Origin of the sequence: Tautonia rosea, assembly GCF_012958305.1 — a bacterium.
Taxonomy (GTDB): Bacteria; Planctomycetota; Planctomycetia; order Isosphaerales; family Isosphaeraceae; genus Tautonia; species Tautonia rosea.
The window spans coordinates 58,832-80,063 of sequence record NZ_JABBYO010000014.1 but is presented as its reverse complement, the minus strand read 5'-3'; the positions used below and the strand labels follow the sequence as shown (position 1 = coordinate 80,063).

The window sequence follows — 21,232 nt, the reverse complement described above, 5'->3', positions numbered from 1 at the left end:
ATTCGCCCGGATCAGTGATTGAACGCAAACTCTCGGGAGTTGAGCAAAGCCCAGAACAGATCTTCGGAAGCGTCTCGGACTGAGTCGGACTCGTCAAGCAAGGAGGCCCAGTATTCGGTTTCCTCAACCGATGGCTTGCGACAAAGGGTCCGGAGGTAGAGGTTTTCCACGATCTCAGCGTGACTCGGTTCGAGTTCAAGGAGGCCGGAAAGGTAGCCGTCGAAGCGACTGATTCGGTCGTCGATCGCGTTCCCTCCGACGAGTAAGAGGGCCTGGCGAAGGCTGAGAGTCGGGGTCGCGACGGTCGAGCAACCGGCCACGCGAGGGCATCGGCCAAAGGTGTCGAGGAGAACGCTGGGAATCGCGGGATCGCTGATCTGGACTGCTTTACTGGAGCGTAGTGTTCCCTGACTGGCTCGGCCCAGATTAAAGAGGAGTTCGGTGTCGGTGGCCTGAGCGAGTGCGTCGGCCATCTGGTGAGCAGTCAAGGGACGCGGGGTCTGATGGGAAAATAATCGAGTATCTCCCTCGTTGCCCGGAATGGGACGGGAGGACAAGCCGTAGGCTTCCGACGTGGCGATGGTGCGGATCAGATGGCGAAGGTCGAATCCGTGAAAGACAAAGTCTTCAGCCAGAGCGTCGAGCAGTTCGGGGTGAACGGGTGGGTTGGAATCGCTGAGATCATCGCTCGGCTCGGCAAGGCCACGACTGAAGAATTGAGCCCAGGCCCAGTTCGCTGCTGTTCGAGCGAAGTAGGGATTGTCGGGCGCGGTGATCCAGTCGGCAAGGACGGTTCGAGGGTCGATGTCGACAGCAAGTGAGACCGCTGCACCTCCTGGAAGGGTGGGCTCCGCCGGTTCTCCGGTGCGGAGATGCAGTATTCGTCCCTCAGGGTTTACCCGGACGTCCTCGGTCGCCATCATGCCGTCGACGCCCGGGCCTCCTCGACCGACTTTGGCGAAGAATGCGGCCAGTCCGTAGTAATCATCCTGGGTCCAGCGATCGAACGGGTGGTCGTGGCATTGGGCACAGCGGAAGCGGAGTCCGAGGAAACGCTGGGCGGTTAACTCCGCCTGGTCGCGGGCGTCCTGGCCCTCAAGGGCGTAATTGACCGGGCCTCCGTTCAGGTCGTTCGGATTCCCCAGAGCGGTGAGCAACGTGTGGACAAAATCATCCCAGGGGGTGTTGGAGGCAAGCTGCTCCTTGACCCAGTCGTTATAGCGATAGACACCATTACCGAAGCGAGCCTGGCTGATTTGAAGAAGATCGCCGAGCTTCAAGTGCCAGAAGTCGACAAACAAGGGATCGTTCATGAGACGATCGACAAGTTTGATCCGTCGGTCGGGATCGGTGTCTTCGAGGAAGGTACGGATCTGGTCGGGACGGGGCTGCTGGCCGGTCAAATCGAGCGAGACGCGACGTAAAAAGGTTGCATCGTCCGCGGGAGGACTGGGAGGGACGTTGAGTGATTCGAGCCGAGCAAACAGGTGTTCGTCGATCAAATTCCGACGAGGGAGCGCGTCGAAGTCGATCTCAAGATCAGGATTCATCCGCGAGCCAATGCGGCTGGAGATGACAGAAGTCCGATAACGGACGATCAGATCCGTCTCAGCACGTCGGAGCAACGTGACTCGGCCTTTGTCATCGACCGAGGCAGTGGCATCGTCCCGAACCTCGAAGCGGGAAAGTCGGGTCACGTCGCGCTCTAGGCCGTCGTCGAACGTGGCAACGACTCGAACCTGATGAGTGCCGGGTTCGGGCAGGCGAAGGTCTTTGGGGAAGACCTCGACCGAGGCGAGTTTGCCGTGCCCCTCGCCTCGGTGTCTCGGAGCACCCGCTTCGATCCACCCGTGGAGAATTCTCGCGGCCTCAGAATTCGCAGGAAGCGCTGGTCCTCCTCCATGAGGAATCCGTCCGAGCCCCTTGAGAAGCAGAAGGCTCGTTTCTGGGTTTGTCAGGGAGAGGCGACGGCCCGCGGCATCGCGAGTCAACGCCACGTAGTCGGAGTCGGGATCGTAGCCGAACAGGGATAGATGGAAACCGTTCTGTCCATCAGCCTTTCCGTGACAACTGCCCGCATTGCAGCCGAATCGCGTGAACACCGGAATGATGTCAGTGGCAAAATCCCAGGATCGCTCGGCGGAGCGCTCGATGACGACCTCGGCCGAGACGGACGTGCCATCGGGAAACACGGCGGTCACGGTCTCAGTCCCCGATCGCTGAGGAAGGACGTAACCTGGACCCTCGAATTGGACTCCATCTTCGGTCGATGATTCCCACGAAATCGCATCCTGAATCAGATCGCGGCGAGTTCCGTCAGGATGAATCTGAGAGACCAGAAATTGGAGCCCGGGCGCGTCGGGGGGAAGGATGACCGACGAGGGCTCGATGACCAGGGTCGGAACAGGCAAAGCATCAGCTGGGGCCGGGGCCTTTTCGGTCATCGGCTCCAGCGGAGTTGAGACCAACGATGGGTCGGATTGCGATTTGCGATCGGAAACCTCCGGCGGCTGATTCCCTCCACAACCGGGAACGAGGACCGCCGCGACGAGCATCAGCCAGCAATGGCGAAACACGCAAGGATGCATTCGTCAGGTCTCCAATCTCAATCGACGTCTCGGCTTGATTGGCGGGTAAGTCGGAAGCGCACGATCGCTCGGTGATTCGCTTGATCAATCCTAATCTTCTCGGCGAATCAGGAAAAGAAAAATCTGACAAGCGTCAGAGGACAGAGGAAGTCTCCGGAGGTCACAATGCGCTTGAGCACGGCTTTAGCAATTTGAGCGATGCGCGGCGAGGGCAGTTGACGAGCGTGACCGACAGGGTATGATCAAACAGATATTTCAGTCCAGACCGAAATGGATGAACCTCTCGTGGAACTGACACCTGCGGCGTTGAAGTTTGTGTTGCACTGGGGAGAAATGGGCCAGGCGTGGGGGATCAACCGCACCATGGCCCAGGTGCATGCCCTCTTGTTCATTTCGCCCGAAGCTCTGGACGCGGCGGCGATTAGCACGTTGCTTGGGGTTAGCCGATCAAACGTCTCGACGAGTCTCAGGGAGTTGATTACGTGGGGAGTGGTGCGGCGAGTGCATGTGATTGGGTGTCGTTGTGATCGGTTTGAGGCGTTGAAGGATGTCTTCGAAACGTTCCGGGTGATCATGGCGGAGCGGAAGCGTCGGGAGATGGATCCGACGATCGCGTTGCTGGATCATTGCGTCTCGGAAGCAAAGGCTGCAGGACCCGACGAAGCTTACACTCGGGAACAACTGGAGAAGATGCTCGAATTTACGCGGATGGTGACGATGTTTTACAGTCACATCGACCGCTTGCCGAGTTCTGCCTTACAAGCCTTGTTCAAAGGGGGAGCAACGCTGTCCCGCCTCTTTGGGCCCGGTCGGCCGTCCGCGAGCTCAGGATCGGAGCGTGATGCGGTTCCGGTTGGATCATCGACTCAAGCGAAGTGATGGTTCGGGCGAGAGATCGGAGAAGGAGATGACCGGCCTTAGAATGGGACGAGTCCACCGGAACCTGAAGCAGGTTTGGGCTGTGGATTCTCAGGTTTCGGTTGCGCAGGTGGCTGGGATGCACGCGCGTCCGGCGTTTGGGATGCTGGAGTATTGGGAGCAGGTGCCGGGTGAGACTCGGTCGAGCGGACCAGCGGACTCCCGGAACTGACGGTGGATGACCCGTCCAGGTCCTGGGAGCGTTGGTACGCGTCGAGATAGGCACGATACGCTTCGTCATCGAGATAGCGTTCGATCAGCGATCGAGTCTCGGCGAGTTCGGCCTGGGCGGTCCGGGTTAGAATTGGGACTCCGAGTTCCGCCTGAGACAATTGGGCATTCTCGGAGAGTCGGGCAAGGCGCTCTTCGAACTCCCGACGAGGAGTAAGCTGGTCGTATTCGTCGAGCAGTCGCTTGACCTCATCCCAGGCTTGCCCTGACGCCCTTGCCTCAAGCCGAGCCTCGAGTACTCCGCGCTGAGCGATCAGATCGACGATTTCATCCTGGAGTGCTTTCAGGCGAAATTCGAGGGCCACCGCCTCGGGGCGGGGCTCAACAGGGATTTCACGTTCCTCGGAGGATTCACCTGGAAGGACCGGAAACTCACGGAGGGGCTCGATTCCTGCGTCGAGGAGTCGGAGCATCACGAGCTTGTCGGAGAATTTCGGTGGCAAGGTGATACGACCTTCACGATCAGTGGTGCCAACCTCGGCAGCGACGCGATCGCGTAGCCCTCGAGCCGTAAGTACATAACCGGCGGCAGGACGCTTCTGATCTCCTTCTCCGGAGACGAAGCGAAAACGGGTTGGAACATCAGCAGGGTTTATTCCAAGCGCAACCAGTCGATATCGTCCTGCAACCTGCTTGGGCAACGGTTGTCGGAGGCCGCTGACAATCTCGCATTGAGCGAGCGAAGCTTCGACCTCGTCAACAGAGAGGTACGTGAAGGGGATGGATCGGATCTCTCGGATCGTGGAATTCGGCCCGAGGAAGATCCAATAGGGCCGGAAGACCAGCCCGGATTCCACAACACGCCCCAATTGATCGGAGGTCGGAAGGGCTGCGCCCTGAACACGGAGCTCGGCTCCCGGATCGGATCGAACGATTTCGGCGATGGGCGCGAAGATGCGTCGGGTCAATTCGAACACGGATCGGGCGGCATCCCTTGGGTAGGGAGCAGGCTGACGGTAGAGCGGGCCAAGCTGACGAGTTGTGGCGTCGAACTCTCGACCAGAGAGACGGAATCCCCCCCCCGTCGGTTCAGAATCGATCCGAAGGAACCAGCCTTTCTCGGCTCCTTCGACGAGAGGAGCAATTATCGCAGGATCGAGTTGCTGGGGAGATCGACCGAGCAATGGGCCTTCGTCAGGCTGAATCTCAATTTGCCAGGGAGCCCCGACAAAACGATGAGCGAGGTTAAGCCACTGATCAAGAATTGCTTGGGCAGAGGCCTGGCCCAATCGCGCGGCCGGATCAATCGAGAACCAGACGCGGATGGAGTAGGGAAGAAGCTCGATCTCAGGGGATGTCGCGGTGTCAATCGAGGAGGATGCATCCTGTGCCCGGACCTGGCCAGATGCAAGCGACAACAAGAGGCCAGGGAGGATCAGGGAGAAGCAAGCGATCCGGTGCCAGGCAAAGATCCGACTCATGGTTTGTCTCGGGAGAACCAAGGTTCGATCGTCCACGACTCGATTCCCTCATAAAGCTCGTCGACTTCATGCGATGGGCCTGTCAGTCGGGTTCGCCAGGCGAACCGTTCTTCCAGCTGCCAGAGGGGCAAAATCGGCAATTCGTCGCGCGTTTCGCGGTCGATGGTCAAGAGTTGCTCTCGAGCAGAGGGCAGGTCTTGGACCTGTTCGAGCTGGAGTAATAGTTGCAAAATTCGAGTGCTCGCGAGTGCTCCCAGGCCGTCTGCTTGAGGAGGGGCCGCATACCCAGGGCAGAGGACCGGCCCGATTTCAAGAATCGGGTCGTTGATCGGGGCAACGCGATACGCCAGGTCAAAGCGAGCGCCCTGGCGTAACTCACTTTCCAGATCCGACTGTGGGCGCTCAACGGCGGTGAGCGACACCCCAGCATCTGCAAAGGCATCGACCAGCTTTGATGCGACCGCGCGAGCTGTAGGAATTGCTGGGTATGCAAATGTCAATTCAATCGCGTCAACACCCATCTCCTGTTTTGCAGCTCGGACAAGCATCCTGGACAATATCGGGTCGTGAGTCAGCGGGGGAACCTCCGGATCGTCAGCGGGCGAACCGACAGGAAAGGGCCCGTCACTTGGGATCGAAGTCTCATTGAGTGGAGCCCGGAGAACCCGTTCCTGAAGGAGTTCGACTCGATTGATCGCGAAACTTAGTCCACGACGGAGGGAACGGTTGCGGAGCAAGACATTTCGGCCATCGAGTGCGATCCAGTGCATCCGGGGTGCCCGATAGCGACCGATCTGAATTTCGGGATCGGTTTCCAACTCGTTGATACGATCGAGTGGTACCGATTCAAGCAACGTGACATCCCCTCGTCGCAATGCGGCCACCGGGTCGATCGGGGAATCCAGTCGCCGTTCATTGATTCGAGCAAGCGGCGGGGTTCCTTCTTCCAGTCGATCGGCACGATCGATCCGTGAGGTGGTTCGGGTCAAGGGGCCGAGCGTGAAGGAGCCGCTGCCGATGGGTCTGGGTCCGGAAGGGGTCCAGACAAGGCCGTCTCGTCCCGCATGAGCAGGTCCGACAGGCAGAAGAAGCCAGGCAGCCGGATCGAGCGGCGCGCGGTTGAGGATGATTTCGATTGTCTTTTCGTCGATGGGCCTGACACGAGAGAGCAGATCAGCCCACCGAGCATCGTAGCCAATTGTGCTGGGCAATGCGCGATCGGTGAGGGTTCGAGCCACGTCGATCGCGTTGATGACCCGAGAGCCATCGTTCCAGGAAATGCCTTCCTTGATCCGCAGTTCCAGTCGCCGGCCGATATCTCCGACACTCAAGTCAGCCGCAAGCTGGTTGGGGAGCTCCCCTCGGGTGGCCTGATCGGACGATTCCGAAAGGATGGGACGGTACAGCAAGCTCATGATGCGAGCATCGGCCGGACATTCCAGGAACGGCCCCGGACGTCGGGGTATATCGATCACAGCGACGTCGAGAACCGGAGAGAGTTGGAAGGATTCCCGGTATCGATCTGCGATCTCCTCCTCACTCGGCCAGACGCGGAGCGCATCGGCAAGTCGTTCCACGCGGTCGGCTCCGGAGAGGCGTTCCGCTTCTTCGGCCAGCCGTTGCGCCCGGGAGATGAATCGTTGCTCCATCCGAGCGACCTCGGGGGCGTCCGGGGTCAGGATGCGAAGCTCGTTGAGGACACGACGGCCCAGGGCATACGCTCCCTGCTCGATGGCCAATTCGATTCGGCCGGCATAGCCTTTGGCGAGAAGAGGCTTGAGGTTTGGGGTCTCTGGTGCTCGTTCATAAAGCTGTCCGAGCAACCGAAGTCCATCGTCCACCCGGCCACGATCAAGGGCATGCTGCCCTTCGAGAAAGATGATTCGATCGGCCGTTTCTTGTAGCCCCCGCCAGTTTGGATCACGAGAACGGACCGCAAGAACCAACTCAAATGCGCGGTCGAAGTCGTTGGACTGGGCGCGACGAAGAGCCTCGGCCAGGAGAATGTCGTCGAAATAATCGGCCGATTGAATCGATGTAATCTTAACAAAATAGTCTTTTGGATCGTCTTCCTGGGTTCGGATAACGATGGCGTTGTCACTCGGGTCGCGATTGAGTTCGGGAGCCTTGCTGACAAGGAGCCCCCCAACGCGTTCGAATCGAGGAGACTCCTTTGATTCGGCTGCGCGGAGTTCTTCCTTGTCGGGGAGCGGTCGAGGACTGACGGGATCCACAAAGAGGATAGTGCCGTCGATCAAGGTGAGGCGGTCGAAAGGCGGGTCGCGCAGGAGGTCGCGATTGGCCGGGATCGAAACATCTGGGAGTTGTTTCGCCCATGATTCGACACTCAAACCTGCCAGGACGACACCGCCAAACGTGACCAGGAGAGGAATGGTCCGAGGGGCACGCCGAAGGCTTCGCATGAGGGTCTGATCCATCGAGGAGACGCAGTACGACATGATGTGAGGCGAATGCCCTCCTGGAATTATCCTATCGCATGAGGGTCTTTGAGGAAACCGGGGGGAGAAAACTCGCAATCGGTAGATGAGCCAGCAAAGGAACCGCGTGACCTGAACTGAGGAGCGTCGTAGAATCATCGCGACCTGACCCGACCGACTTTGCCCGGACGGGTCGAGAGATGGCTTCCCCTCCTCACGATTTGGGGATTTCTCGATGCGATGGAATTGCAACATGACTCGATTCAGGCTTCTGACGATCGGACTGCTGGGCCTGATGATCGGCTTGGCAGACGCTCAGACTGCGAACGGAGAGACGAAGCTCCTCCGATACCCGGACTTGCATCAGTCGACGGTCGTGTTCACCTATGGCGGAGATCTGTGGACTGCTCCGGCAGAAGGGGGTATCGCCCGTCGCTTAACGACTCATCCGGGACTTGAACTCTTTCCGAAATTCTCTCCGGACGGGTCGCAGATTGCCTTTACGGGCCAGTACGACGGCGACGAGCAAGTTTACGTCATGCCAAGTCACGGAGGAGTTCCGAAGCGTTTGACCCATTATCCGGCGCGAGGGCCCCTGCCTCCACGATGGGGATACGATAACCAAGTATATGGCTGGACGCCGGATGGATCATCAGTCCTCTTTCGATCGATGCGTGACGGGTGGGATCTCACAGATACGAGGCTATATACAGTCTCTGCGAAGGGAGGCTTCCCCGAGGCCCTACCAATGCCGATTTCGGGAGGCGGCGACCTGTCTCCCGAGGGAAACCAGATTGTTTACTCGCCGTTGACCCGAGAATTCCGATCGTGGAAGCGGTACGAAGGTGGATGGGCTCAGGATCTCTACATTTTCGACAGGGAGAGTGCGGAACTGACGCCGGTTTCGCACTCGAAGCGGACCGAGCGCGACCCGATGTGGATCGGCGACGCGATTTATTTTTCCTCGGACCGATCCGGGACGCTCAACCTTTACAAATTTGATCCCGAGTCCGAGGAAACCACCGCGTTGACCGAGGAATCGACGTGGGATGTTCGCTGGCCGAGCAAGGCTGACGACGGCCGGATTGTTTTTGAGAAAGCAGGAGAGCTCTATGTCCTGAATGTCGAATCGGGAGATGTGCAGAAGATCTCAATCAGTGTTCCGGATGATGCACTGCCCCGCCGTCCACAGCGGATTGATGCCTCTGACGTACTGGAAGACTTTGAATTGAGTCCGAAAGGGGAGCGGGTCTTGTTTGTCGGCCGGGGAGACGTGTTCAGCGCCCCGATCGAACACGGACCAACCCGCAACCTGACGCGATCTCCAGGAGCCCACGATCGCGCAGCCCGATGGTCACCGGATGGAAAATCTGTCCTCTATGTTTCCGATGAGACAGGAGAGGAGGAAATTTACCTTGTTCCTCAAGATGGAATCGGTGAGCCAACGGCACTGACTCGCGAGAGCACGGCGAGAAAGATCAATCCGCTCTGGTCTTCCGACGGAGCACGCGTTGCGTTCGCGGATCAAACGGGCTCGATCTTCGTCTTGAATGTCGAGAGCAAAGAAGTCATCAAGGTTGCTCACGAGCCCTCGGGCCGATCGCTCGATTATGTCTGGTCTCCCGATGGGCAATGGCTCGCCTTCAGCCTGAGTGAGCCAAGTGATTATCGAGTGCTCTATCTCTGGAAAGCCGGCGACGAGGGGCCCACGCCGATAACCGATCCGATGTTTAATGCCTACAGCCCGGCCTGGGATCCTGATGGGAACTTTCTTTACTTCCTGAGCGATCGAGACTATGCGCCTCAGATCTCGACAATCGAGTGGAACTATTCCCTGACTCGCGAGGTGGGGCTGTTTGCGATGGCCCTACGGAAGGATGTTGAGCATCCCTTCCCTCCTGAAATTGATGAAGTGACGATCGACGACGATGAGAAAGTCGAGGCCGACAAGAACGGGGCCGAGGACGAGGATTCCAAGGAGGAGGATGAGGATTCGGACACCGACGACGATGAGGATGACGACAAGGATTCGGAGGAGGAGTTCTCGATCGACCTCGAAGGGCTCTCGTCTCGAGTGACTCGCGTGCCGTTGCCGGCCGACAACTACGATCAATTGACGGCAAAGGAAGGACACCTGATTTTTGTCCGTTCCGGTCCGTTTTTTTACGGTCGTGAGTCGGGCGTGAAGCCAACCCTCGTGATTTTTTCGATCGAAGATCGTAAGGCAACGGATCTGGCCGAGGAGGTCAGCACCTACGTCCTCTCACAGGATGGGAAGAAGATATTGGCTCGCAACGGAGGGAATTTTACGTTGCTTGATGCGACGCCGGGCGGAAAGGATTCTGCGAAATCCGTGTCCACGGGAGGCGTCCGGGTGGATCGGGTTCCAGAGGAGGAGTGGCCGCAGATTTTTGATGAGGTCTGGAGACGATTCCGAGATTACTTTTATGTCGAGAACATGCATGGTTACGATTGGGAAGCGATTCGGGCTCAATACCGTCCGCTCCTAGAGCATGTCGGACATCGCTCGGATCTCAACTACGTGATCAGTGAAATGATCGCGGAACTCAACGTCGGCCATGCTTACATCACGGGAGGTGACTACGACGTTCCCGATCGCCCTCGCGTGGCATTGCTTGGATGTCGGTTTACGCTCGACGAGGAATCGGGACGCTATCGGATCTCTCGAATTTTCAAGGGTCAGAATGAGGAAGAGACGTACCGGTCTCCCCTGACCGAAGTGGGCGTTAACGTCAGTGAAGGAGATTATGTCCTCTCAATCGATGGCGTGGACCTGACAGCCGATCGTAACCCGTTCGAACTCTTGAGAGACAAGGCCACTCAGCCCCTGACACTGGAAGTGAGCGACGACCCAACGCGCGAGGATTCTCGGTTTGTCACCGTTCGGCCAAGGTCGAGCGAGACGGACCTGATCTACCTGGCGTGGGTCGAGGGGAACCGTCGCAAGGTGGCAGACGCTTCGGAAGGTCGATTGGGATATATTCATATTCCTAATATGGGAGCGGAAGGGCTTCGAGAATTCATCAAGACCTATTACCCACAGATTCGCAAGCAAGGGCTTGTGGTGGACGTGCGGAACAACGGCGGCGGTAACGTGTCTCAGATGCTCATCGAACGGCTCAACCGAAGCTTGCTTGGCACACGATTCAGTCGTAACAGCGATCGGGTTGGGACGTATCCGAATCAGGTCTTCTACGGACACATGGCCTGCCTGATCAATGCAAACAGCGCATCGGATGGTGATATTTTCCCCGCCCGATTCAAGCAGGCCGGACTTGGCCCCCTGATCGGCAAACGAACCTGGGGCGGTGTGGTCGGCATCACGGATCATGGGCCGCTGATCGACGGTGGGGGGGTCAATGTGCCGGAATTCGGTACAAATGACGTCGACGGCTCCTACATCATCGAAGGATATGGTGTTGAACCCGACATCGACGTGGCCAACGATCCTGCCTCGGTCCTCAACGGGAAAGACCCTCAGCTCGAACGAGCCATCGCAGAGATTATGAAGGCGATCGATGAGGAACCCTTGATCCTTCCCGAACGACCTGAGGACCCCGTGAAACTGGACTGATCGTGGAGACCACGGTTTCTTGGGGAGGTGGTCGATGGTCTTGTTCGCCTCCCCGGGAACCGGGATAGGAGCCCTCTCCCATGCAAAGACTACTCCTCGTGCTCGGTTGTGTCTTGGGAGTCACAAGTCTCCTGAGGGCAGACAACCGTCCGAATGTCCTCTGGATCATTGTTGAGGACATGTCGCCCCACTTCGGTTGTTATGGGGAATCGACGATCGAAACACCGCATGTGGACCGTCTGGCCGCCGAAGGGGTGCGTTTTGCAAACGCTTTCGTGACCGCCCCAGTGTGCTCGGCATCTCGGTCGGCATTGATCACCGGGATGTATCAGACGACGATCGGTGCTCACCACCACCGCAGTGGTCGGGGAACAGCCTCGATCGACTTACCAGAGGGTGTGGTACTGATTCCGTCCCTCTTTCAAGAGGCTGACTATTTTACCAGTAACGGTACGATCGACGGTCGAACGGGCAAAACTGATTACAATTTCAAGTTTGACTCAAACGTTTACGATGGGTCCGACTGGTCGGGAAGAGCGGAAGGGCAACCCTTCTTCGCTCAAATTCAACTGAGCGGTGGAAAGCTTCGAGAAGGAGGAAACTGGGCCAAACGAGCGGAGGCAGAACTGGGTTCTCTCACCGATCCGGATTCCGTCACCCTCCCACCCTACTACCCTCGAGACCCCGTGATACTGGAAGACTGGGCCCGGTACCTGGACGCAGTGCGTTACACGGACAGGCAGGTCGGCCAGATTCTAGATCGATTGGAGAAGGAAGGTCTTATTGATTCGACGTATATCTTTTTCATCACAGACCACGGCATTAGTCATGCTCGCGGCAAACAGTTTTTATACGAGGAAGGGATCAAGATTCCGTTCATCGTACGTGGACCAAATCTCCCGAAAGGAACCGTCCGTAGCGACTTAATTGCTCATATTGACACGTCATCGACTTCGCTGGAGCTGGCTGGGATCGCAATTCCTTCGCGGTTGGAAGGGCGATCGTTGTTTACGGACGATCACCAGCCTCGACCGTTCGTCATTTCGGCCAGAGATCGTTGTGACGAGACCGTCGATGGAATTCGAAGCATCAGAACCGATCGTTTCAAGTTAATCTTAAACCGTTATCCCGAGAGACCTTATCTCCAACCGAATACGTACAAGGATCACAAGGAAATTCTGCAAACGCTCAGACGATTGCATCAGGTCGGTGCGTTGAATGAAGCTCAGAAGCTTCATTTCGCATCGCAGCGACCCCGTTACGAGCTCTACGATCTCGTGACCGATCCGTGGGAGCTTTCAAACCTCGCCACGTCCGAAGATCACCCGCAATTGCTCACGCTTCAGCACGCGCTGCTCGAATGGATGGAAATGACGGGAGATCGCGGGGTTGTTCCTGAGCCGATTGCGATGTACGAGAGCGACATGACGCTTTATCTCCAAAGCGTAAAGCGAACCAACCCAGAGCGTGCTGCGGAGATCGAGTCCAACATCGCCCTCATGAAACAATGGCAGCGGGAAGGAAAGTGAATGCAGCCACGCAGAAGGTCAGACCATGCGGTCCTTTGCTTCTCCGATCTCGATTGAGTTGAGAGTTCCATCATGTCGTCCAGTTCTGTCGAAGCGTTTTATGACGGGAATGGCATTCCGGTCGAATTGACCGAAGTCGAACAGGCCCTTGATCATCTTTGGGGCCCAGCCGCTGAGAAGGCGGGGGGACCGGAACTTGATTCTCCAGCCGTGACCCGAGTGGTCCTGGCAAATGTCGTGCTGGTGAATCTCGGACCGAATCGACCGGAAATGGAAAAAACCATTGAGGCGATCACGACCCAGTATCCTTCTCGACTCATTATCCTGAGGCCTGACCCTCAGGCGGGTCGGAAGCTATTGGCAGAAGTCTCTGCCCAGTGTCATCTCCCGGCGCCTGGTCGTCCGCAGGTCTGTAGCGAACAGATCATCCTGCGAACCAGCGTTGAGGGTCGCGACCTGTTGCCCGGTGCGGTCCGATCGTTGGTCGAATCCGACCTCCATTCAGTTCTTTGGTGGTGCGACGACCCGCGCGAGGCTCCCGAGTTGTTCGAGCAACTGGCTGGGGAAGCCACTCGAGTCATTCTCGATCTCCCCGATCCCGAGGCCGATCCTGGCAGCTTTGCTGCGGCATTGAAGGCAGATGAGGGGCAGAAGGCGAGGGATCTGGCCTGGTTTGGACTGACAACCTGGCGAAGCCTTATCGCGGATCAATTCGATGCCCCTGTGGCGGGGAATCTCGGACGGATTGTCTCGATTCGGGTCAGGTCGAACGTGAAGGACACTGATCGACCATCCCGCGCCGCGGCATGGCTGGTTGGCTGGCTGGCTGGGCAACTGGGCTGGAAGCCCGAGGGATCGCCTCAAATTCTCGGTGATGGCCGATGTGAAGCCTCCTTGCGTGGTCGGGAGGGATTGATCAAGGTTGTTCTGGAATCGGTGATGAGCGAAATGGGTGCTCTTGCCCAGATCGAGGAGGTCGAGATCACCCTCCGACCGGATACTCACCCTGCAACCACACTCACAATTCAGTGTGGTGGCGAGGGGACGTGCGAGATCTGCGTCACGGATGGTCAAGGCTCGGGCTGCGCCTTCCCGAGACTGGTTAAGGTTCCTCGGGACGAGACGGCCCATCGCGTCTCGGCGGCTTTGCTGACGGATCGCTCAGATCCGCCTTACCATCGAGCATTCCCGATCACTCTGTGGTTGCTCGGAGGCTGAAACACGGGGGATCCCTGGAGATGCGGCCATCAGTCCAGCTCAAGGGGAGGAACAAAGCGCCCAAGAAGGCTGGAGAGTCCATCTGCCAGGGTCATCGGCTCCGGAAAAAGGTCTTGAGCCGAGGGACCGATGGCGAACGCGAAGGCTTCCTGTTCGAGGTTCACGCGGAAGATCGCCATCGGGACGATCCGCGACCGAAAATGAGTGGGAAACACACCTTCCAGGAATTGCTCGTCTTGAGGAGTGATCCGATCGGTCGTGACAATGACAGTGGTCAGACCGATCACAAATCCGTGGCCACCCGAAGGCCAAGGCGGGTATCGTCCATGAACGGCCTGGGAAACACGGAGGAGAAGTGCTCGATGCGACTCGGCACTGGCCGTGATGTCCTTCGGCTGATGAATGATCGAGACCACGCCGAGCGCCCGGCCAAGGACGGGAATCCAGTGGAGTCGGACGGGGCGTACTTCATATCGAAGCACGTCGAGCGGTGGGGCCCGAAATTCCTCTCCAGGGTCGCTCGAAGTCTGGAGCGGGTTGAGGAGGCGGGAACACTCTTGAAAAAACTCCTCGTAGGTCATTCGATGAGGCCCCGCTCCCCCCTGGCGATCCGAACCTGAGTGGCCGTAGGATAGCCGCTCAGACGATGTCAGGCCATGTGTCAGCCCTGAACTCGATGCTTCCGTCAGGTTTTCGACATGCTTCTCCGGGAGGACTGTGATGATGGAACGATTCACGAATGCCACCCTCTTGCTCGTCTTGCTTGCGGGTCCACCTGCCCTGGCAGGGGACCTGACATTGACCTTGAGCGGTACCGGTGTCGAGCTAACCAATTCCCCGGTTTATCTCTCGATCAAGGATGCGGAGCTTGAACCAGGGTCTTTCTCTTTGGTGCCGATTGAAGGAGGCGGGGCTCCTCTGGAAGCTCAGGTCATCGAGGACGGGGAATCGCTAGGGCTGGCAATGGTAATTCCTGCACTTGGAGCGAGTGAAACGATTCAATACGCAATGGTCCCATCCTCAGGCTCGTCTGACGGGGTATCGATCACGCCTGAAGGGAGTAATTTAAGGGTCGAGATCGATGGTGAACTCTTCACCATCTACCGCGCGGCGGATGGTCACAAACCGTATTTCTTTCCTGTCATTGGTCCTACCGGGGCTCCCATCACGAGGGCTTACCCAATGGAGGACGTGGAAGGGGAAGATCGGGACCACCCACATCAACGATCGTTCTGGTTTACGCATGGAAATGTCAATGGAATCGACTTCTGGGCCTCTGATCCGCTTAACCGGCCCAATCCAACGTTCGGGACGATCTCAGAATCGAATCGCCTGAGTGTCGTTGAGGGACCGGTTGTCGGAGTGATCGAAACGACCAACGCCTGGAAATCGCCCGAGGGGCAGGTTCTTTGCACAGACCATCGCGTTTGGCGCACCTATGACCTTGAAGAGGTGCGTGTGGTTGATTTCGACGTGACGATTTCCGCCGGAACATCTCCTGTCACGTTCGAAGATACGAAGGAAGGAACTTTCGGGCTGCGACTGGCTTCATCCATGAACGTCAATAAGAATACGGGAGGGCGAATTCTCAATGCCGAGGGGATACAGAACTCTGAGGCATGGGGTAAGGCGTCGCCGTGGGTCGATTACACCGGCCCAATCGGAGATGAGATCCTCGGCGTTGCGATCTTGAATCACCCCAGCAGCTTCCGTTATCCAACAACCTGGCACGTTCGTGACTATGGGCTCTTTGCGGCGAATCCGTTCGGATACAAAGACTTCAAGTACGCCGACTCAGGCACACACACGATTGCGCCGGGAGAATCGATAACACTTGGCTATCGGGTCATTTTCCACAAAGGTGACACAGAACAGGCCCAGATCGCCAAGGCTTTTGATGCCTATGCGAATCCTCCACAAGTCACCCTACGCGAGTCGGAGTGACCGAAACGTGATGGTGATCGGCCGATCGGATGATTCCAGCTTGGTCCTTGGCCTCTATTGCTGACAGGATGGAGCTGGATTGATCTGGATGGTGTCTAAGAGGCGGGAAACTCGGGAGACAGCCATGAGCGTTGAGTGCCGATCACCCCATGGACGGGCTGATCGTGAGGTTCGGTTGGCACCTCGTCGACCCATTGAGGGTCGAGGATCAACGCAAGGCGAGGCGCCTTTGGGTTGAGTAACGGAATGAGACGATCGTAAAATCCAGCTCCTCGGCCCAGTCGATACCCCCGAACATCGAACGCAATTCCAGGGATTAACGCCCAGTCGATCTCCTTCGGAAGGAATTCGAACGAGCCGGGCTTGGGTTCGGGAATGCCGAACGGGCCAGGCACGAGGTCGTCCTCGAAACTGTCAAGCCGAAAGAGTCTCAGGCGACGCTCCTTGCGATCCACGCGAGGGCAGACCACAGTCTTCCCTCGCCCGATCGCATCTTCGATCATGGATCGTGTCGCCACCTCTTCGGGAAGGTGAGCGATGAACAGGAGAACGATTTTCGCCTGGTCAAAACCGGGAAGGGTCTGGAAGCAGTCCTGAAGCGTCTGTTCCTCGTGAAGGCGGTTAACCTCGCTCATCGCCAGAATGCGGTCGACAACGAGACTACGCAACCGCGATTTAGCGGTGCGGAGAGGATCAGTCGACACCACAGATCACCCTTCGATTGAAAGAGCAAGAGCCCGAACAATGCTTCCGCAAAGAAGAAGACAAGGTACGGGCTCGATGAAGTCCTCCACCCTAATGCCGTCCAGGGCGGTTTTGAGAACCCGCAGTTCAAGTGGGGCGCTCAGATTCGCTGGCAAAGCCGAGGAATCGTACGGGCCCCTACGGGTCTTAGCGTTGGTTCTCCAATAAGCGACACCCTTCGCGAACATGGCAGAGGGTCTGGCGAACCAGACTGTGGAACTGTAGCACGTCTCACCCTGACCATCAAGAGGCGGGACTTCGATCGGAGGGGTTCATGGAACTCGCATTTCGAAGCCGCTGGATCTGGTCGCGGATGCGAGCTGCTTCCTCGTAGTCTTCCCGGGCAACTGCGTGGAGCAGCTGATCGTCGAGCCGTTCGACAGGATCGGTACGTCGTTCTCGCTCGATCTCTCGACGAAGTTTGCGAAGAAGGATCAGTTCTTGAGAGCTGTTGAGCTGATCCTGCTGATCGTACTCGTGAAAGAATCCCTTGATTGCTCGAATGGCCTGATCGAGCGCGTCGATTGCAGTGCGATGATCACTCCGGTCAAGTGCCTGATGGGCAAGTGCTCGGGCCCGCATCATGGTGACGTAGGGACGATACTGATCGAAGGCGAACTTGTCGCGATCACGAATTGCGTAGGACTTCACAAATTCGAACAGTCGGAGATTGCGATCGGTGTCTCTTGAGACGAGGTCATAGCGTCCCAGGTGAAAGAGCGCGACGTAGCGGTGATAAAATTGGATACCCTCTCGCATGAGCTCTTCGCAGTCGGAGGGTTCGAGGGTGTATCCGAGGGAGTCCGATTGGCTTTGCCTGGCCTGCATCTCATGATAGTCGAGCAATGAGTCGGCTCCGAAGGGTTTCTGACCGTCTGGCCTGCCCTCAAGTTCCATCTGGAGCAATCCAAGATCAAGCCGCATCTGAAGCTTGTCTCGGCCGTCGAGACCGGCCACGATCCGGACCTGAAAATCATCAGGGTCGTGATCCCAACCGGCGAGAATTAGACAAATATCTTTACTCACGTTCGCAGCCTCTTGACGATCCCTCGGGCACCATTGGCTCAATCTACCCGAGCCGAATCGACCCGAGAGCCTTGAGAGAAGTCTATGCCAGTCCAGGTATTTCGACGAATAAAAAGACGCCGCGACTCTCCCAGAAACACGGGATGAGTCGCGGCGTCGAGAGCAAAACGCCTGGAAAGCACTCTGAGACGATGTGATCAGAGTTCGTTGCCGTCGTGGATCATCGGTTCGAGCTCTTTGGTGTTCCGCTCGACCGCGAGGACAATCGTACGCTCTTCAACGCCATCGGGACTGGAGGAGACAGCTGGGATAATTTGACGGCTGTCAGGAAGGCTGAAGCGAACGCTGAACGATCCATCGGGGCGAAGTTTGACAGGCTCGCCTTGGAGGGTGACTTTCGCATTTGGTTCGGTCGTGCCATAGACGATCAACTCGGCATCGATTTCGAAGTGAAAATTCCTGCTTCCATTCGAGGCCTGAAGCGCACCGGTCCCGAGGCTGGAGAAATTCAGGGGGTTCATTGGACGTCGCAGGCGTTCCTCGAAAATTTCGAGGAGGTCTCGTGAGGCAGAACCGCCATGCAATGATTGCTTGAAGATGGTCTGGTACTGGGAGTCGACACTGGCCCAGTGTTCATCAAGCAGATCGTTGCAGCCGACGCGAGGAGTGGTAACCACATTGGAGCGAGCGAGGACGAAGAACCTTCCCTGCGAGGAGAGATATCCAATGTCGACCCGATACGAACGGGGGGGCTCGCAGACGTCGATGTACCAGTTGTTCACGCCCCCGTGAATCGGGATGTCTCGAACGACGCGCTCGGCATTAGACGTGGTGTCTTCGCTGGTGACATCGAACAAACGAAGAATCGGTCGAGCCCGGTGCCATTCCTGGCCCATGGCAGCCTGGGCGCGGCCGAGGGTTGTTCGGCTCAGTTCCCAGTAAGTGTGCAACCAATAGGGATCGCGCACCGAAGTGATAATTCGATCCTTGATACAACCGTGGTCCAGGGTCCTGGGAGGGGACGCCTGAACGGAAGTGTGCTCTGGTTCCGGTTCCCGGAGTTCAGGCCGGGATCGGCGACGGCGGACGTCGCGGGACTTGACTTCGCTCGTATCGTTTTTTTTGATGCTAGAAGAGCGACCAGGCAATGACGGGGGAGCGATTGCGGTGGTGAGTGCTCGGACGAGCTGGTCTTTTCGCATCGCATGCCAACCGGGGATTCCCCGGTCTTTCGCCATCCGGGCCAGCTCCTTCTTGTTGCAGTCCTTGAGCGTCTCGACAGTCATCTCTGGCCACTCCGAATCCGAGCCGCAGGCGGGGGCCCTTGCGGCCCGTCGTGGTCATCGCGGACATCATCCGTGAGTGGGCCGATCCGGAGAAATCCATGTCTCCCGGACTGCGAACTGGCGGAAGCAGCCGGAACGTTCACTCAGAGGATGTGAACAGTTACCAGAAGAGCAGAACACTAACCCACAAGAAAACACCGAAGGCGGCCGATTGATCGCCCAATAGGGTGATCAACTCGCCGCCTTTACGAAGAAGTCCGAATTGTGAGTAAGCGTGTGCCCATCGGCAAGCCCTTAATCGGCTCTGAGGGACGCAGACAATGCTTCCAGCTACGATGTTGATACCATTATTTACCACTTCCTGTCAATGAAAAAAATGTCCAGGGTGTCCATCAACGGACACTTGCAGCGAGTTGGTACAGTTTCCGGCATGAACGGGTAAAGGCCGCGGCCAATCTGTGAAAAATTTCTCAAAGTGGGGTCTGGGGAGTTGACAGCACTGGTCTGTGCGATGTATCAAGTGATTCCATCAGGGATCACTGGAAGGTTTTCGAGACCCGTCTCCACGCTCGTCGTAATGATCCCGTGCGGGTCCTTTCGTAAGAGTGACTGGCCCCTTGCAACATAGGGCCGAGGTGTTCCGGTTGCCTTCCCCTTCATCCCCGAGTCCCGTATCGGCTGGGTTTATCTGGGCGTATCGGATCTCGACGTTAGGTCTTGAGTTCTCCTTGCCCGCGGTGGCAGGATTCGCTCTCGATCGACGTTGGGGGACCGCACCGACGGCGACTCTCGTGGGAGCGTGCCTGGGCTTTCTCCTTGGCATGTTTCACATGGTTCGGCTTGCCTCCTCAACCCGATCGAACGGATCGCGTGGGTGACCCCCCTTCGGATTCGAACGATTTCCCCCCCGGCGAACTCTCGAACCTTAACGATCATCCATGGCCGACGAACACAATCCACTCGACCACGTTATAGATCACCCGACGCTCGAAATCCCGTTCCTTGGAGAACTGGATTTGCCTGTCCTGTTCGGGATTCAGGTGACGCGGTTCATGGTCATGGAAGCGGTCGCCGCGCTTTTGATGCTCGCGATCTTCATTCCGCTTGCTCGTCATGCGGCCCGTCAGAAGGTGACTCGAGGCCGTCTCTTGAACGTCTTCGAAGCGATTCTCGTCTTCATTCGAGACAAAGTGGCCAGACCAGCCATTGGCCATCATCATGCGGATCAGTTCTTGCCCTATCTCTGGACCGTTTTTTTCTTTGTGCTGATCTGCAACTTGCTGGGAATGATTCCCGGCGGGGCTTCAGCCACGGGAAATATCAACGTCACGGCGACGCTGGCTCTGATGACGCTCGGAGCTGTTGTTGTGGCGGGCGTCAAGGAGATGGGGCCGGCTGGTTTCCTGAAAAACCTTGTGCCGCATATGGACGTACCCTGGATCATGAAGCCGTTTCTCTGGCCGCTGATGTTCGTCATCGAGGTGGCTGGCCTCTTGATCCGGCACGTGGTGCTCTCGGTACGACTATTTGCGAACATGCTCGCTGGCCACATTGTGCTGGCGGTGATCCTTGGCTTCACCCTGACGGTGTCGGAGGCTGCCCTCTACATCAAAGGGCCTGTCATTGCCGCCAGCGTCGGCGGTGTGGTGTTGCTAAGCCTGCTCGAACTATTCGTCGCGTTCCTGCAGGCATATATTTTCACCTTCTTGTCGGCGTTGTTTATCGGTGCGGCCGTCCACTCGCATTGAGTTCGCGGCGGACGGGCTCTCCAGCGGCGGGTGTCCGCTGGTTTTTTTGCCCTCGCCCCATCGATCCCCTGCCCCACAACCCCTGAGGAGTGTTCCCCCCAATGTCCTTCGCGAAGATCGCCGCCCCGATTCTGGTCTTCACCGCCGCCCTGCTGGTCCCGGCTATTGCCTCGTTTGGCCAGGACGGCTCGGCCGCCGTGTCCTTCCAGGCTGAATCGGCTGAGGATGCAGCTCGGATCGCAAGTGCCGCTTCTGCCAAAGGTGCGTTCGCGGACTCTCGAGCGTTGGGTGCCGGTCTGGTGATTATTGGTGCCGGTTTCGGAATCGGTTTGCTGACCCGGTCGGCCGTGGAAAGTATGGCCCGTCAACCGGAAACCGCTGGTAATGTTCAGACCGCGATGATTATCTCGGCCGCGTTGATTGAAGGTGTCTCCTTCTTTGCCTTGATTATCATCGGTTTCATTCTTTCCGCGTACTGAGTCGAGCCACGAAACATCCGAGAGCATAAAGGGTTCTCGGATGTTTCGAGATGAATCTCCCTTTTCG

At 57.6% G+C, this 21,232-nt stretch carries 15 protein-coding genes; 8 read left to right on the top strand and 7 right to left on the bottom strand.

Going from position 1 to position 21,232, the window contains the following annotated elements; all coding sequences use genetic code 11:
- Window positions 1–11: 11 nt before the first annotated feature.
- A complete protein-coding gene (locus HG800_RS21275) occupies window positions 12–2,588 on the bottom strand; it encodes a DUF1549 and DUF1553 domain-containing protein (RefSeq protein ID WP_169979262.1) in 2,577 nt (858 codons plus the stop codon).
- A gap of 285 nt (window positions 2,589–2,873) precedes the next feature.
- On the opposite strand from HG800_RS21275, the gene HG800_RS21270 reads away from it, so the two are divergent.
- Window positions 2,874–3,467: a GbsR/MarR family transcriptional regulator gene (locus HG800_RS21270; RefSeq protein ID WP_315852075.1), complete on the top strand. Its 594-nt coding sequence runs from the start codon at window positions 2,874–2,876 to the stop codon at window positions 3,465–3,467.
- 38 nt (window positions 3,468–3,505) lie between these two features.
- On the opposite strand, the gene HG800_RS21265 is transcribed toward HG800_RS21270, so the two are convergent.
- Together HG800_RS21265 and HG800_RS21260 are read right to left on the bottom strand one after the other, a co-directional pair.
- The gene (locus HG800_RS21265; protein ID WP_169979258.1) at window positions 3,506–5,158 is read right to left on the bottom strand and encodes a hypothetical protein; all 1,653 of its coding nucleotides are present in this window, start codon (window positions 5,156–5,158) and stop codon (window positions 3,506–3,508) included.
- Window positions 5,155–7,581 (bottom strand): ABC transporter substrate-binding protein, encoded by a 2,427-nt coding sequence (locus HG800_RS21260; protein WP_169979256.1) that lies wholly within the window; start codon window positions 7,579–7,581, stop codon window positions 5,155–5,157. Before HG800_RS21260 ends, HG800_RS21265 begins: the two co-directional genes overlap by 4 nt.
- 268 nt (window positions 7,582–7,849) lie before the next feature.
- Between HG800_RS21260 and HG800_RS21255 the strand changes: the two genes are divergently transcribed.
- From HG800_RS21255 to HG800_RS21245, 3 genes are all read left to right on the top strand, one after another.
- Window positions 7,850–11,191, top strand: coding sequence for a S41 family peptidase (locus HG800_RS21255; protein WP_169979254.1), 3,342 nt, complete (start codon window positions 7,850–7,852; stop codon window positions 11,189–11,191).
- Between the two features lie 80 nt (window positions 11,192–11,271).
- Window positions 11,272–12,720, top strand: a complete 1,449-nt coding sequence (locus tag HG800_RS21250) for a sulfatase family protein (protein WP_169979252.1) — start codon at window positions 11,272–11,274, stop codon at window positions 12,718–12,720.
- A gap of 72 nt (window positions 12,721–12,792) precedes the next feature.
- Window positions 12,793–13,938, top strand: coding sequence for a glucose-6-phosphate dehydrogenase assembly protein OpcA (locus HG800_RS21245; protein WP_169979250.1), 1,146 nt, complete (start codon window positions 12,793–12,795; stop codon window positions 13,936–13,938).
- Between the two features lie 29 nt (window positions 13,939–13,967).
- On the opposite strand, the gene HG800_RS21240 is transcribed toward HG800_RS21245, so the two are convergent.
- The gene (locus HG800_RS21240) at window positions 13,968–14,519 is read right to left on the bottom strand and encodes a hypothetical protein (RefSeq protein WP_169979248.1); all 552 of its coding nucleotides are present in this window, start codon (window positions 14,517–14,519) and stop codon (window positions 13,968–13,970) included.
- Window positions 14,520–14,742: 223 nt separating this feature from the next.
- On the opposite strand from HG800_RS21240, the gene HG800_RS21235 reads away from it, so the two are divergent.
- Complete coding sequence (locus tag HG800_RS21235; protein WP_235963860.1) at window positions 14,743–15,882, top strand: DUF6807 domain-containing protein; 1,140 nt, start codon at window positions 14,743–14,745, stop codon at window positions 15,880–15,882.
- A 95-nt stretch (window positions 15,883–15,977) separates the two neighbouring features.
- Here the strand turns inward: HG800_RS21235 and HG800_RS21230 are convergent, their stop codons facing one another.
- The 3 genes from HG800_RS21230 to HG800_RS21220 all read right to left on the bottom strand — a co-directional run bounded on the left by HG800_RS21230 (window position 15,978) and on the right by HG800_RS21220 (window position 18,938).
- Window positions 15,978–16,586 carry a 5-formyltetrahydrofolate cyclo-ligase gene (locus tag HG800_RS21230; RefSeq protein WP_169979243.1) on the bottom strand — a complete coding sequence of 203 codons (609 nt, stop codon included), beginning with the start codon at window positions 16,584–16,586 and terminating at the stop codon, window positions 15,978–15,980.
- Window positions 16,587–16,869: 283 nt separating this feature from the next.
- A complete protein-coding gene (locus HG800_RS28275) occupies window positions 16,870–17,652 on the bottom strand; it encodes a UvrB/UvrC motif-containing protein (protein ID WP_169979241.1) in 783 nt (260 codons plus the stop codon).
- Between the two features lie 197 nt (window positions 17,653–17,849).
- Window positions 17,850–18,938, bottom strand: coding sequence for a DUF4912 domain-containing protein (locus HG800_RS21220; RefSeq protein ID WP_169979239.1), 1,089 nt, complete (start codon window positions 18,936–18,938; stop codon window positions 17,850–17,852).
- Window positions 18,939–19,543: 605 nt separating this feature from the next.
- Here HG800_RS21220 and HG800_RS28500 point away from each other — a divergent pair.
- The 3 genes from HG800_RS28500 to atpE all read left to right on the top strand — a co-directional run bounded on the left by HG800_RS28500 (window position 19,544) and on the right by atpE (window position 21,165).
- Complete coding sequence (locus HG800_RS28500; protein ID WP_390622643.1) at window positions 19,544–19,816, top strand: AtpZ/AtpI family protein; 273 nt, start codon at window positions 19,544–19,546, stop codon at window positions 19,814–19,816.
- 60 nt (window positions 19,817–19,876) lie between these two features.
- A complete protein-coding gene (atpB, locus tag HG800_RS21210) occupies window positions 19,877–20,686 on the top strand; it encodes a F0F1 ATP synthase subunit A (protein ID WP_169979235.1) in 810 nt (269 codons plus the stop codon).
- Window positions 20,687–20,787: 101 nt separating this feature from the next.
- A complete protein-coding gene (gene atpE, locus HG800_RS21205; protein ID WP_169979233.1) occupies window positions 20,788–21,165 on the top strand; it encodes an ATP synthase F0 subunit C in 378 nt (125 codons plus the stop codon).
- Window positions 21,166–21,232: the final 67 nt, after the last annotated feature.